The organism is Paenilisteria riparia FSL S10-1204 (assembly GCF_000525995.1).
GTDB lineage: Bacteria > Bacillota > Bacilli > Lactobacillales > Listeriaceae > Listeria_A > Listeria_A riparia.
Genome location: NZ_AODL01000002.1, coordinates 1 through 15,457 on the forward strand (window position 1 = coordinate 1; position 15,457 = coordinate 15,457).

Here is a 15,457-nt window from a genome sequence, read left to right on the forward strand (position 1 = left end):
TTTTTTGCAGGAATTGGACACGCAGGTTACCCAACATCATCCGCCAGAACTGTGACTGACACATATCCAATGGAAAAAAGAACCTGGGCGCAATCTATTCTAATCTCTACATCAGGAATTGCTTCCATCATCGGACCACTGTTAATCCCGATTATTATTGCTCAATTTGGCTGGAGGGGAGCTGTTTTCTGCATTGCATTCATTTTTGTTTTGGCGCTAATTCTCGTCATTTGGAAATTGCCAAACACGCATAAAGAAAAGCAAAAAGCGGCACAAAAAAGCGATGCACCAACCATACCATTTTTAAAAGTACTAGCAAATCCCGTTGTTATTTTACTATTTATCGCGATGTGTAGCATTAATATTGCATTATACACCGTCGCGAACTGGATGCCAACCTATTTTGTAGATGAGCGAGGTGTAACACTTGGTATAAGCTCTATCATCGTAGCTATTGCAGGACTTGGTAGCTTACTCGGAAGTTTTGGAACAGCCTTCATCGTTGGCCACTATTTCCAGCATCGCGAAAAACGTGTCATCTTTATTTTAGCAGTTATTGCAGCAGTGTCAGCAATTCTTGTTTACCATACAGAAAACATCGCGGGCGCCACATTCTGGCTCTTCCTGTGCTACCTGTGTTCCGTCATGATTTTCTCAACGATGTTCACCTTACCATTAAAACGACTAGATGAATCTATCGTCGGAACTGGCGTTGGCATTATCAACACAGGAGCAACACTGGGAGGCGTTTTCGCACCGATTATTGTCGCGACTCTAGTAGGCAAATTCGGTACATACGATAGCGTCTTTACTTCAATCGCTGTCGTATCCATCATCACCGCGATATTTGTTGGACTAATACCGAATGTAAAAAAAGACAGTTTTGGAACACAAACCAAATAAACCAGCAACAATCTCTTGGGACTGTTCGACGCCAAATTGTGTATCACCAAACACTTCCGCTCGATTTTTGCAAAGCCGCGTTTATGCCTTATTCGTTTTAATTGATAGGGCATAGACACGGGCTTTATTTGGTATTTCCTTAAGATTCTTTCTACAATGTTCGTCGAAATTCATAAAACTGGATGGCATTGACATCCAAATATGCGTAAAACGACCAATTTTCTGTAATTAACTCGTCGCTCACCGAAAGTGTTGGCTGTGCGTCTTGCACAATATAATCCATAATTTCCGAATCGAGCCCATGCTTACTGTTTAATTGCCAATACTTTGAATAAAGTGCACCATTCTCCTGATCGAACTGGAATTTGCGCAACTGATATTCTCCAGGTATAAGCCCATCAAACTGCACATGGAACTCCTTTCGATAATCTTGTAAAAACGAATCTTCCACTGAATAGAGTGGGTTCATATTCGTACAGTTCAACAATACAAGCTGGTACCCATCCTCATTTTCTGTCATCACAAAATGCTCGCCACGTGCCACCACCTTTCCGTGTAACCTTTCCTTAAACTTAAGCGAAAAATACGCTGGTCGTTTTCCATTGAAAAAATGAAACAATTCCAGCCCATCCAATCGGATATTGTGCCCACTCAAATCCTCTTCATGTAGCTCCGTGTTAATCCAAAATCCAAGCCCGGCTACCTCCGAACTAACCGCTAGAACCGTTTGAAAAATAAGAGCTCCTCTAAAAAATGTCCCGTTTGTATAACGCGTATTTCCAGTCAATGTGTTCCAATTCGTCAACATCAAAGGCTTATCCCACCGATTTTCCTTCAAATATCGCTTTAACTTTTGCGTTTTTGATAAAACATAATCTTTCGTAATAATAAAGTCCTTCTGTGCACTTTTCGTGAAATCGACCGCTTCGTTTTGGTTTGCATTAAAACCGAGGAAGTCAACTGCATCCCGATTTTGTAAAATCCACGCATGATTCGCAAACGGTGTTTCCCGTCGCTCAGAAAATGGCAAATAACTCCCAACCTGAATAGAGGCGTGGAAACTTTTAATCACTTCGCGTAATTTCAAATATACACGTTGCAGTTCCTTTTTTGAAGCAACCGTATTGTATGGCTCATAATACATGAAATACCATGTCTTAACAAACGGTGACCCATACACTTGAATCATATGCTGCATAAACTGCGTCAGTTTTTCAAAATAGAGCGTCTCATCACTCGAAATATCCTGATATTCTATGCGAATAAACAAGCTGATACCATGCTTTTTTAAGTAATCAATGGCTAAAGAAGCATTGGCATATGGGGAAGAAGTCGGCATAGCTTCATCCGTTTCTTTTTCCGAAAGCAATGTGGAGCCAAAGATTAGATGGCGAATGCCAACATAGCGAACACGAAGTTCTGCTGCGGCTGACTCAATTTGACGTTGCACATTGTGATTCAACACTTCTTTCAATTCCCCAATCGTCAAAATATGTATTGGTTCAGGAATTGTTTCTTGTTTTCCCATGGTAATCGAAATTCGTCTCTGCTCAAAAGGAATTTCATTCATGAAGTTCACTTTCTCAGCAACTTGGCGATAATGCGAAAGTTTCACTAAAACAGCAGGGGATGGCTTAATCGGTGTTACTTCAGGCATCGGAGTCTGCTGTTTGTCCGAATCTAAAGGCGCAGCAAGGAAATCTCGACGATAAGATGCAGGCGATTTACCATAATATGTTTTAAAAGAAGTCGTGAAATTTTTAGAAGAAGAAAAGCCATTTTTCTGGGCAATCTGTGAAATCGTGGCTGAGCTATAACACAAATCTTCCAAACTATGCTCCAGACGAATCTGTGTTAAATATTGCAAAAAGCCTAATCCTGTCATCTTTTTAAAATACCGAGACAAATAAGCGACCGATAAATATTCCTGTTCTGCTATACTTTGGAGCGTAATCGGCTCATCAAACTGTTGCTCTAACTGCTGAATAATGCGCGTAATCCGAGTGTCATGAACCGCGAATTTATCTTCTGACACGTGTTCCTCTTTGAAAAAGCGAGTTAGTAACAACATCATTTGAAAAAGTGCACTTTGCGACTCCAAAATGCTATTTTCAAAACCATTTGCTGTTGCAATCATCATATTCGCCAAGTTCTTGCGCAACAAAGTTACCATCTTTTCACGCCCTGTATCAAGTCCACTAGAGAAACAATCAAAAGAATATTGAAAATAAGCAGGGTAATATAATGCAAAAAATGGTCCAGTGATCTGCAGTTTCATCACAGTATTAGACTTTATTCCACGAATCGAATAATGTTGCTGATGATTGATTACAATTAAGTCGCTTTCTTGTAGCAAAAACGTCTGACCAGCTGAAGAGACTCGAAGTTCTCCCTCCAAAACGAAAAAGATAGTTGTGCCACTATTCACTGTCGGCGCTAAGTAATGAATATTTTCCAACTGAATCGTATATCCGTCTTTTTTTCCCATGATTTTGCCCCCTTAATTGTTCATCTCGCCTTCATTATACTAGAAATCACGGAGTATGACGATTAAATTTGCAGATATTTTTCTTTGGACAAAATTAGGATAAAGTATTATAATAACTATATGGTCAAAAAAGGTCAGATTAGAAAAATATCCATCTTAAAGCGGAGGTTATTTGAAACGAAGAGGCCTATAATAAAAAGAAAATCAAGAAATGAGGTGCATCATTTTTATGGAAATGCAGAAATTCACACAACAAGTCCAAGAAACGATTGCGTCGGCACAACAATTGGCTGTAGACGGCCAACAACAACAAATTGACACGGTCCATGTGTTTGCCGCACTTTTAACACATAGCGATTTTACAAAACGGGTGTACGAAGTCGCGGGTGTTGATGCGAAACAATTACTTAGCGTCATAGAAACCGAAATAGAGAAGTTGCCGATTGTAACGGGAAGTAATGTGCAGTACGGCCAAGCAATGAGCCCGGCTTTATACGAACTCATGCGTGACGCAGAAAAAGAGCGCCAAACGCTAGAAGATGACTATGTCTCGACTGAACATCTATTACTAGCGATTATGAATCAGAAAAAAAGCCCAATTACAGAGGCCATCGGGATTCCGAAAAAACAATTAAATGAAGCCATTTTACAAATCAGAGGAGGAAAACGAGTGACATCACAAAATGCAGAAGATCAATATGAGGCATTACTAAAGTACGGCCGCGATTTAGTAGCCGAAGTCCGCGCTGGGAAAATCGATCCAGTCATCGGGCGTGATACAGAAATCCGCAATGTCATCCGGATATTATCACGGAAAACAAAAAATAACCCAGTCTTAATCGGCGAACCAGGTGTTGGTAAGACGGCTATCGTCGAAGGTTTAGCCCAACGTATCGTACGTAAAGACGTTCCCGAAGGACTAAAAGATAAGACGATTATTTCACTAGATATCGGTTCACTTATCGCTGGTGCGAAATATCGTGGCGAATTTGAAGAACGTCTAAAGGCCGTCTTGCAAGAAGTAAAAGATAGCGACGGCGAAATTTTACTTTTCATCGATGAAATTCATACGATTGTCGGCGCTGGAAAAACAGACGGTGCCATGGATGCAGGCAATATGCTAAAACCAATGCTTGCTCGCGGTGAACTTCACTGTATCGGTGCCACCACATTGGACGAATACCGCCAATACATTGAAAAAGATCCAGCCCTAGAACGACGTTTCCAAAAAGTCCTTGTTCCAGAGCCAACCGTGGAAGACACAGTTTCCATTTTGCGCGGGCTAAAAGAACGTTTTGAAATCCATCATGGGGTCAATATTCACGATAACGCGCTTGTCGCAGCGGCGAGCTTGTCAAACCGCTACATCACCGACCGATTTTTGCCAGATAAAGCGATTGACCTTGTCGACGAAGCTTGCGCCACCATTCGCGTGGAAATCGATTCAATGCCAAGTGAACTGGACGAAGTGACGCGCAAAGTGATGCAACTAGAAATCGAAGAAGCAGCGCTAAAAGAAGAAAAAGATCCAGCCAGCGAACGACGCCTTGAAATGCTACAAAAAGAGTTGGCTGATTACAAAGAAGAAGCAAACAAAATGAAATCGAAATGGGAATCGGAAAAAAACGAAATCAGCAATATCCGCGAAGTCCGCGAACAAATTGACCATTTGCGCCACGAACTAGAAGAAGCAGAGAACAATTACGACCTAAACAAAGCCGCAGAGTTGCGTCATGGCCGTATCCCAGAAGCGGAGAAACATCTTGCCGAACTAGAAGCAGAAAACCGCGAAAAAACAGCAAACGAAGACCGCTTGTTGCAAGAAGAAGTAACCGAGAACGAAATCGCAGACATCGTCGGTCGTTGGACAGGTATTCCAGTTAGCAAATTAGTCGAAGGCGAACGCGAAAAACTGCTAAAACTCGCCGAATCACTCCGCGAAAAAGTCATTGGACAAGAAAATGCGGTAGAACTAGTAAGCGACGCTGTTATCAGAGCTCGTGCAGGTATCAAAGACCCGCGCCGTCCAATTGGTTCTTTCATTTTCCTAGGGCCAACTGGTGTCGGAAAAACTGAACTGGCAAAAGCACTTGCATTTAATCTTTTTGACTCCGAAGATCATATGATTCGCATTGATATGTCTGAATACATGGAAAAGCATTCCGTATCAAGGCTTGTCGGCGCACCTCCAGGCTATGTTGGGTATGAAGAAGGCGGTCAGTTAACCGAAGCAGTTCGCCGTAACCCGTACTCCATTATTTTGCTAGACGAAATTGAAAAAGCGCATCCGGATGTTTTCAATATTTTACTTCAAGTTTTAGATGACGGGCGCATCACAGATTCTCAAGGCCGCCTGATTGATTTTAAAAACACCGTCATCATTATGACGTCTAATATTGGTTCCACAATGCTACTGGAACGAACGGTAGACGGAGAAATTTCTGAGCAACTAGAAGAAGATGTGCTAGAAGTTTTGCAAGCTTCATTTAAGCCAGAATTTTTAAACCGTGTGGATGACATCATTCTCTTCAAACCGCTAACATTGGAAAATATTAAAGGCATCGTTGAAAAAGTGGTCGCGGAATTGGAAGTTCGTCTTGCAAGTCAAGAAATTGCGATTACGATGACAGAAGATGCGAAACGTTATATTGCAGAGGAAGCGTATGATCCAGTTTATGGAGCACGTCCATTGAAACGCTACATTACACGACAAATCGAAACACCTCTTGCCCGCGAAATCGTAGCTGGAAAAATTATGCCACATTCCAAAGTTGCGATTACATTACAGGACAACAGTTTCCATTTTGACATAGAATAAAAGAATGCTTAGCTCTCAGCGTGTCGACAAACGCCCATTTTCGTCGTTAAAAGCTCTGTTCCGATGCTTTTCTACGCTGCGCTACGCATAACTTCTCACATGGTTAGTCCATGCCTAGAACCTGGACATTTGTCGATACGCTGAGGTTTGGAGGCATGGACCGGTTTTTTATTTAAAATATAGTTTATCTACAGTCCGTGTTTAGATTAGATTTTCTAGGCAAAGCGTTTTATACTTAGAGAAGTAGGGAAAATTGTTAGTGTATGAAATTGAAACGTGGAGAGGATGAAAGAAATGAAATTAGTATTGATTCGTCATGGACAAAGCGAATGGAACAAACTGAACTTATTTACCGGCTGGCACGATGTCGACTTGTCGGAAGAAGGTGTCGAGGAGGCTAAACGCGCAGGTCAGCTAGTCAAAGAAGCAGGCCTAGAGTTCGACGTCGCCTTCACATCTGTCCTAACCCGCGCGATTAAAACGCTTGACTACACGTTAGAAGGCTCCGAACAATTATGGGTTCCCGTTCACAAGTCATGGCGTCTAAATGAACGTCATTACGGTGCACTTCAAGGCCTTAATAAACAAGAAACGGCCGATAAATATGGCGCTGATCAAGTACAGCAATGGCGTCGTAGCTACGATACATTGCCACCATTACTTGAAGACAACGACGAACGCTTAGCCAAAAATGATCGTCGCTATCAACTTTTAGACACAAGCGCGATTCCAAGAGGCGAGAACTTAAAGGTTACATTAGAACGCGTTATCCCGTATTGGATGGACACGATTGCTCCGGAAATAAAAAGCGGAAAACGCGTCGTTATTGCAGCACACGGCAATAGCTTACGTGCTTTAGTGAAATTCCTCGAAGACATCAGCGACGATGACATCATGGAACTAGAAATTCCAACAGGTGTCCCGCTAGTTTACGAACTGGATGAAGACTTAAAACCTACCAATAAATATTACTTAGGCGAATAAACATAAAAACGATTGAAAATCCAGATTTGGACGCTCAATCGTTTTTATATCATTATTTTTTCCGAGCAGACACAAGTAGCATCATTGGTCTACGCAACTCATCCGGCATATCAGGGTGGCTGTTTAACATGGCCGCATCTGGTTCTGGCTCTACTAATTTCACAAGCTCAAATCCAGTTTCCAACAACGTATTCATATAAGTCGTCAATGTCTTATGGTACTTCATCACATCTTCCCCAAGAAAATTCGCCGTCCGCAAACCTTCCATGAAATACTTGTCCACAGGCCAATGCAACTTATTCCCATCCGTATCATAATACCAGTCCTGCGTGCCTTGCGCTGTAAAAACAGGATGCTCCACCGAAAAAACAAACGCGCCGCCATGAACCAAACACTGATTCACCTTCTCGCAAATCGTCTTAAACGACGCAACATAATGAAGTGCGAGTGAACTAAGCACCACATCAAAACTATCCGCTTCAAAATCAATATCCTCAAGCGCTTGCTGCACGTAGTTAATTTTTGGAGAATCAGTCTTTTTACGCGCTTCTGTCAGCATTTTCTCAGAAATATCGACACCAGCCACAGACACTGCCCCATTTTCCACAGCATACAAGCAATGCCAACCAAAACCGCAACCTAAGTCGAGCACGCGTTTACCATGAAAATCAGGCATCATTTTCTGGAATTCATGCCATTCTCCAGCACCCTTTAAGCCTTCTACAGATCGGTTCATTTTGCTATACTGCTCAAAGAAAGTAGGATTATCATATATATTTTCTTTCAAGTCGAAACACCTCTTCCGCGCATATTATAACATAAAAAAAAGCGGCTAAACACTTGCCAATCAAAAGATCAACACATGCTTATAGCCACTTTCTTTATTTGATATCGTAAGTTTCGCTTTCTTTTGGCATCAGTACAGGAATTAAGAAAATCGCAATCGAAATAGCGACTGCCATAATAGTACCCATGGTGAAATCATACGTTGTTGCAATAACAGACGCAGCAACATATTCAGACATTTGCGCCAAAATAAACACCCAGAAAAAGGTCACGATATAACGCATGACACAACACCTCCATTCAAGGATTCCTTCTGTTATTCTAGCACAAATAAGACAATTAAACCAACATTTATTCCCCAAGCTAAGGATAATTTGGTTGTGGAAATAGGGATTGTCTGTTAGAATTAGGACCAGGTAATAAAAAAAGCCGAACGCGCTCGTCCAGCCCCGACAGAAATAGTGACCCTAACGGTGAAAGCCGTCACTTTGGCTTTTGCCGTTAGGGTCACTATTTCCGAGGGGCTAGCGCGTGAGGCTAGATTGACCAAAAAAGCCATACAAAAGAAAAAACAACAAAAAAAAACAACAGATTCTCGCACTACTATTTATCTATCCGTATCAATTTTATCTATACCAGAGCTCTCAAAACAGCTCAAACTATTATTTTCTTGGAGGAATACAAAATGAATGCAGGTATTTTAGGTGTTGGCAAATACGTACCAGAACGCGTCCTAACAAACGCAGATTTAGAAAAAATGATGGACACATCCGACGAGTGGATTCGCACAAGAACAGGCATCCAAGAACGTCGCATAGCACGTGAGGACGAATACGTACACGATATGGCGTACGAAGCAGCCAAAGCCGCAATCGAAAACGCTGGTCTAACACCAGAAGACATCGATTTATTTATCGTAGCAACCGTAACACAAGAATCCAATTTCCCATCTGTCGGAAATATAATACAAGATCGCCTAGGCGCAATAAACGCCGCAGCAATGGACTTAGGCGCAGCGTGTGCTGGCTTCACTTACGGAACAGTAACAGCAGCCCAATTCATCCAAACAGGCGCATACAAAAACATCGTCGTTATCGGCGCTGATAAATTATCCAAAATCACAGATTGGGAAGACCGTAGCACAGCCGTTCTATTTGGAGATGGCGCTGGAGCAATCGTGATGGGACCAGTTTCTGACGGTCGCGGCTTATTAGCATTTGACCTTGGTTCAGACGGTTCTGGTGGCAAACATTTAAATCTAAACGAAAAACGCAAATTATATATGAACGGCCGCGAAGTTTTCCGCTTTGCAGTGCGTCAAATGGGCGATGCTTCGTTACGTGTTCTTGAAAAATCAGGAATCGCCAAAGATGATTTAGACTTACTCATCCCACACCAAGCAAATATTCGCATCATGGAAGCATCTCGCGAACGTCTTGAACTACCAGAAGAAAAACTAATGAAAACTGTGCATAAATACGGCAACACATCTGCATCATCGATTGTTTTAGCCTTAGTAGATGCCGTAGAAGAAGGTCGTATTAATGATGATGACAACTTACTATTAGTAGGTTTTGGCGCTGGCTTAACATGGGGCGCGCTAGTCATTAAATGGGGTAAATAAAAGCGTGATAAGCCTGAAGCGAACGATGTTTTGTTTCAGGTAACGCTTTCTTTCAGGACTTTTCGGGAAATCATGTATTATTTATGATATAATAAGTCTGTCTTTATATTTTTTTTGCTATGAGAAATTGCATTTTTAGCAAGTTTAGCTACTGTTATATATGAACAGAAGTTTATTTTTATGAGAACAGGAGATGAAATAATGGAGAAGAAACGTGTTGTAGTAACGGGAGTCGGTGCTGTTACACCAATAGGTAATGACGCTAATACAGCTTGGGAGAACGCGAAAAAAGGTGTGAATGGTGTCGGAGAACTTACACGGCTTAATCCAGACGACTACCCAGTGAAAATCGCTGCGGAAGTAAAGGATTTCGATATTGAGCAATACCTTGAGAAGAAAGAAGCTCGCAAAATGGACCGCTTCACGCATTACGCCATCGCAAGTGCGGATATGGCTGTTGCCGATTCAGGTTTAACAATTGACGATTCAAACGCAGAACGTGTTGGTGTTTGGATTGGCTCAGGAATTGGCGGTATGGAAACATTTGAAACACAATATGATACCTTTTTAAATCGTGGCCATCGTCGTGTTAGTCCATTTTTTGTACCAATGATGATACCTGATATGGCGAGCGGTCAAGTATCCATCCGTTTCGGCGCAAAAGGCATTAACTCAGCGACCGTAACGGCATGTGCTACAGCTACGAACTCAATCGGAGACGCATTCAAAGTCATCCAACGCGGCGACGCTGACGTGATGATTACTGGTGGCGCCGAAGCCCCAATTACAAAAATGTCCGTAGCAGGATTCGTTGCGAACAAAGCATTATCCTTAAATCCAGATCCAGAAACGGCATGTCGTCCATTCGACGCTGAACGTGACGGTTTTATCATCGGCGAAGGCGCAGGCATCTTCATTTTAGAAGAACTAGAACACGCCAAAGCTCGCGGTGCTAAAATTTATGCCGAAGTGGTTGGCTATGGCGCAACAGGAGACGCGTATCATATTACAGCACCAGCGCCAGGTGGCGAAGGTGCTGCCCGCTCCATGCAAATGGCGTTACATGACGCTGATATTGCAGTAGAAAACGTGGATTACATTAATGCACACGGCACAAGTACGCCATACAACGATGACTACGAAACACAAGCCATCAAAACCGTATTCGGCGACGTTGCTCCTCAGCTTGCAATCAGCTCTACCAAATCAATGACAGGACACACACTAGGCGCATCAGGCGGAATCGAAGCAATTTTCAGTGTCTTAGCAATCCGCGACAGCATTGTCCCGCCAACCATTCACCTGAAAAATCCAGATCCAGTGTGCGACTTAGACTATGTACCAAACGAAGCCCGCGAAATGAACGTAGACGTAGCAATGTCTAACTCATTCGGTTTCGGCGGACATAACGCCACATTAGTATTTAAGAAATATCAATAATAACAAAAAGAGATGTCCCAATTTTGGTGATATCTCTTTTTTTGAGCAGAAGAATAGCTTTTCTTAAAAATATAGCTTACAATTAAATTGTGCACAAATAAATTAGGAGGAAAGAACGATGGTAAGCCAAAAAAGAATCCTAGACGAACAATTATGTTTTTCCATCTACACAGCATCACGAGAATTCACGAAATTTTACCGACAGGCGCTAGAACCTTTCGAGCTCACCTATCCACAATACTTAGTTTTGCTAGTGCTTTGGGAAGAACCGAAGCTTTTAGTAAAAGAATTAGGCACGCATCTGGCCCTAGACAGCGGCACATTAACGCCAATGCTTAAACGCATGGAGACGATGTCGCTCATCAAACGAACACGCAGCAAAGCCGACGAACGCAAAGTTTACATTGAACTGACAGACAAAGCAATCGCCATGAAAGACGACGTATTAACAAGCGTAGCAGATTGCATTTCCAAATTATCGTTCACCGAAGAAGCGTATATCCAACTATTGACGGGAATGAAAGAACTAACAACCAAAATTCAAAGAAAATAATGGAGGAACTAAAAATGAAAAAATTGTATGAAACAACAGTTATTAATACCGGCGGACGTAAAGGAGAAGTACACTCTCCAGACAATATCTTTTTCCAAGATATCGTTTCACCGAAAGAACTAGGCGGAGAAGGTGGCTCAGGCTCAAACCCAGAACAACTTTTCGCAGCAGGATACTCGGCTTGTTTTAATAGCGCACTAGAACTTGTTATGTCCAAACAAAAAATCGAAGCAGCAAGCACTGTCGAAGGAACTGTATCATTATACAGCGACCCAGAAGATAATGGCTTCAAAATTGGTGTTGTGCTAAGCGTACACATTGAAGGCGTTGACCCAGAGACCGCACAACAACTCGTTGAAACGGCGCATCAAGTATGCCCGTACTCCAAAGCAACCCGCGGCAATATTGAAGTAGAATTAAATATTATTTAAATAAAAAAATCCCGTCACGCAATCGTCCTAAATGCGTGACGGGATTTTTTTATCTTTTTTTGCGACCAAGACCAATCGTGTTTTCCATTTTCTTTAATGTTTTATTAGCAACCCTTGCCGCTTTTTCAGCACCTTGGTCTAAAATAGCATCTAGTTCCGGAGAAGCTAAGAAGTGCTCATAACGTTCTTGAATGGGTGCTAGTTCACCAACCACAACTTCTGCCAGGTCCGATTTGAAATCGCCATAACCTTTTCCTTCGTATTTCGCTTCCAAATCTTTTATCGATTCACCAGTCATAGCCGAATAAATCGCAAGTAAATTCGAGATTCCCGGTTTATTTTCCTTGTCAAACTGCACGATTCCCGAAGAGTCCGTTACAGCACTTTTAATTTTTTTCGTAATCACATTTGGCGGATCAAGCAAGAAAATCGCATTCTTTTTATTATCATCCGACTTACTCATTTTGCGAGTAGGGTCTTGCAACGCCATTACGCGCGCGCCCTGCTCTGGCACGTAAATTTCAGGAACGACAAACACATCTGTATCCGTATTTTTCTTATTAAAACGCTCCGCTAAGTCCCGCGTCAATTCAATATGTTGTTTCTGATCGTCACCAACAGGAACCAAATCCGTTTGATATAACAAAATATCTGCAGCCATCAGTGGTGGGTATGTCAGCAAGCCAGCACTAACTCCAGCTTTTCCAGAAGACTTATCTTTAAACTGTGTCATTCGCTCCAACTCACCAATATACACGTTGCACTGCAGAATCCAAGCAGCCTGCGCATGTGCTGGAACTTCCGATTGAATAAATAACGTTGACTTCTCTGGATCAAGCCCCACCGCTAAATAAAGCGCCGCTAAATTACGAATGCTTTGACGCAGCTTCAAACGATCCTGTGGAACAGTAATCGCATGCTCATCCACAATACAATAAAAACAGTTATAATCCTCCTGAAATTGCCCAAACTGCTTCAAAGCACCAATATAATTTCCTAACGTCAAATCACCACTCGGCTGAATTCCCGAAAAAATCGTCTTTTTCATCATCATTTCCTCCTTCAATTAACTACAAAAAAACGCCCATCCCTACATCAATAGGGACGAACGTTAAAATCCGCGGTACCACCCTAAGTACTCCATTCCAGAGCCACTTAGCGAGATGCAACAACATCTCTGGAGATAACGGTCTAACCCGCCATTTGCTACTTCACTGTTCACAAATGATGCCAAAGAGTCCATTCCAGAAAAGCGCGTTATCTGTTTCCACCACCCACAGACTCTCTAAGAAGCGCGACTAAACTATACTACTCTCTTTGCTAACACATTCAACACTATGCCACTTAATAGTATCAATAAATCGTGAGCTCGTCAATGATAGTAAAAAGCAAGTGCAATAAAGCTCGTAGCAAGCACTGTCAATGAACTAAGCAATAAACTTACATAACCAACGTTCATCAATTCTGACAAAGGAACATTCGCAAATTCATTTTCATCTTCACGCTTCATTCGCCTTAACACCTTGCGCATTCCGGAATGGATTAAATCGAAAAAACCCGACTGCATTACATAGAGTAGCAGGCCGATTAAAAATACAACAGCAGCTACAATAAACGACACATTAATATAATAAAGCAGCGAAACCTGCCAATAAAACGTCAATATGATAAAGAAAATCAAAATCTCTTGAATTACCGCAAAAATTGTCACACGTTTGAGCAAGAAATGTCACCATCCAATCCAAATTCTCCTTTCACTTTATCACAAGAAGCATATGAAAACCACCATATCTTAATAATCTTCAAAATATAATGTGGCAATCTGTCTCTAGCACCAGAAACAGCTCATACATGAGAGCAACTATGCACCCATGGACGAGCTGTTTTTTGATAATATTGTTAGCTAAATAGCGTTCACTATTACAGGTGTTCGTTTCAATTCGTCGTTATCACTAAAGATGGCTACTTCTACTTTTTGGCTACTGTTGGTGATAAGGTTACTTGCGTAGATTCGGAATGTTTTCGCAGTATGATTGTAAGTACCATTTTTTACGATAATGCCATCAACTAAGAGTACAATTTTAGTGATAGCATCTAAATCGGTACCAGAATAAGTGCCTGTAACATATGAACCACCAAGTTTGAATGGTGCAGCCTCTAAACTATAGTCACCGTAGCTAGAGACTTCAACTTCTGTTCGTCCCAATTCGAGGTTTCCCCTAAACAAGATGACTTCTACTTTTTGCTTACTACTCGTAACGAGACCACTGGCATAGATTTGGAATGTGTTGGTAGTAGCATTGAAAGTTCCGTTCTTCACAATAACGCCATCAACTGCTAGTACTGCCTTAGTTATTAAATCAAGCCCAGTGCCAGAATAAGTGCCTGTAACGAACATATTTCCAACCCGATAAGGAGAAGCAATCAAATTATAATTTCCAATAATTTGGACAGATGCGCGCTTTAATTCTGCATTTCCATTAAAAATAATCACCTCTGCTTTTTGATTCAGATTAGTAATAAGATTAGTTACAGGGATTTGGAATGTGTTTGTGGAGGAATCTAGCGTTCCTTCTTTAACAAGGAGCCCATCAATTGATAGTGCAACTCTAGTAATATTTTGTAAATTAGTACCAGAATAAGTGCCGATAATAGAGTCAGCCCCTAATTGATATGGGGAAACTGCTAAATTATAGTTGCTAACGATGGTAACAGGCGAACGTTTCAATTCCTTATTGCCCTCAAACAGAGCAACTTCTACTTTACGGTGGATGTCTGTAATTTTACTATCAGCTGAAATTTGGAATGTTTTCGTAGTATGGTTGAAAGCTCCATTTTTAACAATAGTGCCATCAACTAAAAGTACAATCTTCGTAATGGCATTAATGTTAGTACCAGAATAGGTACCCACAACAGAAACATTGCCAATTTGGTAAGGCATAGGGGTTATAACATAATCATGGGTGGGTAATTCAGTTATAGGTACAATTTCTCGTTTCAACTCTGTATTTCGATTGAACAAAGCAACTTCAACTTTTTGCTTAGAGCTTGTAATGAGACCTGTAGCATAGATTTGAAAAGTTTTCGTAGCATGATTGAAGGCTCCATTTTTAACAATGATACCATCAACTAGCAACACAACTTTGGTAATGCTACTTAAATCTGTCGCAGAATAAGTACCAGTTACATTGATATTTCCAATTTGATACGATGCAGGTGTTAATGTAAATAGATTTTTTGCTGAAATAGATTGCGATTCTGTTTGGTTAAGTGCTTTGATAGTAGGGTCTTTAGTTTTTGTAATTGTTGATTCTAATGTTGGCGCTTCCCCTTTAAGTTCAGCGTTTTCTGTGTTTTCTTGCGCTTGCACTTGCTTAGGGTAATCGACCAAGCCTAAAAGTAAACTAAGTACGGAAGCCACTGCTAACGC

The 15,457-nt window shown here is 41.4% G+C and carries 13 protein-coding genes and 1 other annotated feature; of the genes, 7 read left to right on the plus strand and 6 right to left on the minus strand.

Going from position 1 to position 15,457, the window contains the following annotated elements; translation table 11 throughout:
• The coding region (locus PRIP_RS00205; RefSeq protein WP_036098862.1) for an MFS transporter at positions 1-903 on the plus strand (903 nt) is incomplete at its 5' end.
• Positions 904-1,054: 151 nt separating this feature from the next.
• On the opposite strand, the gene PRIP_RS00210 is transcribed toward PRIP_RS00205, so the two are convergent.
• A complete protein-coding gene (locus PRIP_RS00210) occupies positions 1,055-3,391 on the minus strand; it encodes a helix-turn-helix domain-containing protein (RefSeq protein WP_036098863.1) in 2,337 nt (778 codons plus the stop codon).
• A 229-nt stretch (positions 3,392-3,620) separates the two neighbouring features.
• Between PRIP_RS00210 and clpB the strand changes: the two genes are divergently transcribed.
• Positions 3,621-6,209, plus strand: coding sequence for an ATP-dependent chaperone ClpB (gene clpB / locus PRIP_RS00215; RefSeq protein ID WP_036098864.1), 2,589 nt, complete (start codon positions 3,621-3,623; stop codon positions 6,207-6,209).
• 294 nt (positions 6,210-6,503) lie between these two features.
• Positions 6,504-7,193, plus strand: a complete 690-nt coding sequence (gene gpmA / locus PRIP_RS00220; RefSeq protein WP_036098865.1) for a 2,3-diphosphoglycerate-dependent phosphoglycerate mutase — start codon at positions 6,504-6,506, stop codon at positions 7,191-7,193.
• 52 nt (positions 7,194-7,245) lie between these two features.
• On the opposite strand, the gene PRIP_RS00225 is transcribed toward gpmA, so the two are convergent.
• Both PRIP_RS00225 and PRIP_RS00230 read right to left on the minus strand, forming a co-directional pair.
• Entirely contained in the window at positions 7,246-7,980 is a 735-nt protein-coding gene (locus PRIP_RS00225; RefSeq protein ID WP_036098866.1) for a class I SAM-dependent methyltransferase, read from the minus strand.
• 94 nt (positions 7,981-8,074) lie between these two features.
• Positions 8,075-8,263 carry a YjzD family protein gene (locus tag PRIP_RS00230; RefSeq protein WP_036083055.1) on the minus strand — a complete coding sequence of 63 codons (189 nt, stop codon included), beginning with the start codon at positions 8,261-8,263 and terminating at the stop codon, positions 8,075-8,077.
• 401 nt (positions 8,264-8,664) lie between these two features.
• Here PRIP_RS00230 and PRIP_RS00240 point away from each other — a divergent pair, with 401 nt between their 5' ends.
• The 4 genes from PRIP_RS00240 (at position 8,665) to PRIP_RS00255 (ending at position 12,027) form a co-directional block, all read left to right on the plus strand.
• Positions 8,665-9,603 carry a beta-ketoacyl-ACP synthase III gene (locus PRIP_RS00240; protein ID WP_036098868.1) on the plus strand — a complete coding sequence of 313 codons (939 nt, stop codon included), beginning with the start codon at positions 8,665-8,667 and terminating at the stop codon, positions 9,601-9,603.
• A 201-nt stretch (positions 9,604-9,804) separates the two neighbouring features.
• Positions 9,805-11,043, plus strand: coding sequence for a beta-ketoacyl-ACP synthase II (gene fabF / locus PRIP_RS00245; protein WP_036098869.1), 1,239 nt, complete (start codon positions 9,805-9,807; stop codon positions 11,041-11,043).
• Positions 11,044-11,161: 118 nt separating this feature from the next.
• Positions 11,162-11,596 carry a MarR family winged helix-turn-helix transcriptional regulator gene (locus tag PRIP_RS00250; RefSeq protein ID WP_036098870.1) on the plus strand — a complete coding sequence of 145 codons (435 nt, stop codon included), beginning with the start codon at positions 11,162-11,164 and terminating at the stop codon, positions 11,594-11,596.
• Between the two features lie 14 nt (positions 11,597-11,610).
• Complete coding sequence (locus tag PRIP_RS00255) at positions 11,611-12,027, plus strand: organic hydroperoxide resistance protein (protein ID WP_036098871.1); 417 nt, start codon at positions 11,611-11,613, stop codon at positions 12,025-12,027.
• Between the two features lie 49 nt (positions 12,028-12,076).
• Here PRIP_RS00255 and trpS read toward each other — a convergent pair whose 3' ends face one another.
• The 3 genes from trpS to PRIP_RS00270 all read right to left on the minus strand — a co-directional run bounded on the left by trpS (position 12,077) and on the right by PRIP_RS00270 (position 15,448).
• A complete protein-coding gene (gene trpS, locus PRIP_RS00260; RefSeq protein ID WP_036098872.1) occupies positions 12,077-13,075 on the minus strand; it encodes a tryptophan--tRNA ligase in 999 nt (332 codons plus the stop codon).
• Positions 13,076-13,124: 49 nt separating this feature from the next.
• Positions 13,125-13,358 (minus strand) — a binding site (T-box leader).
• A 41-nt stretch (positions 13,359-13,399) separates the two neighbouring features.
• Complete coding sequence (locus tag PRIP_RS00265; protein WP_036098873.1) at positions 13,400-13,750, minus strand: DUF3899 domain-containing protein; 351 nt, start codon at positions 13,748-13,750, stop codon at positions 13,400-13,402.
• Positions 13,751-13,930: 180 nt separating this feature from the next.
• The gene (locus PRIP_RS00270) at positions 13,931-15,448 is read right to left on the minus strand and encodes an immunoglobulin-like domain-containing protein (protein WP_149023722.1); all 1,518 of its coding nucleotides are present in this window, start codon (positions 15,446-15,448) and stop codon (positions 13,931-13,933) included.
• Between the last annotated feature and the right edge of the window lie 9 nt (positions 15,449-15,457).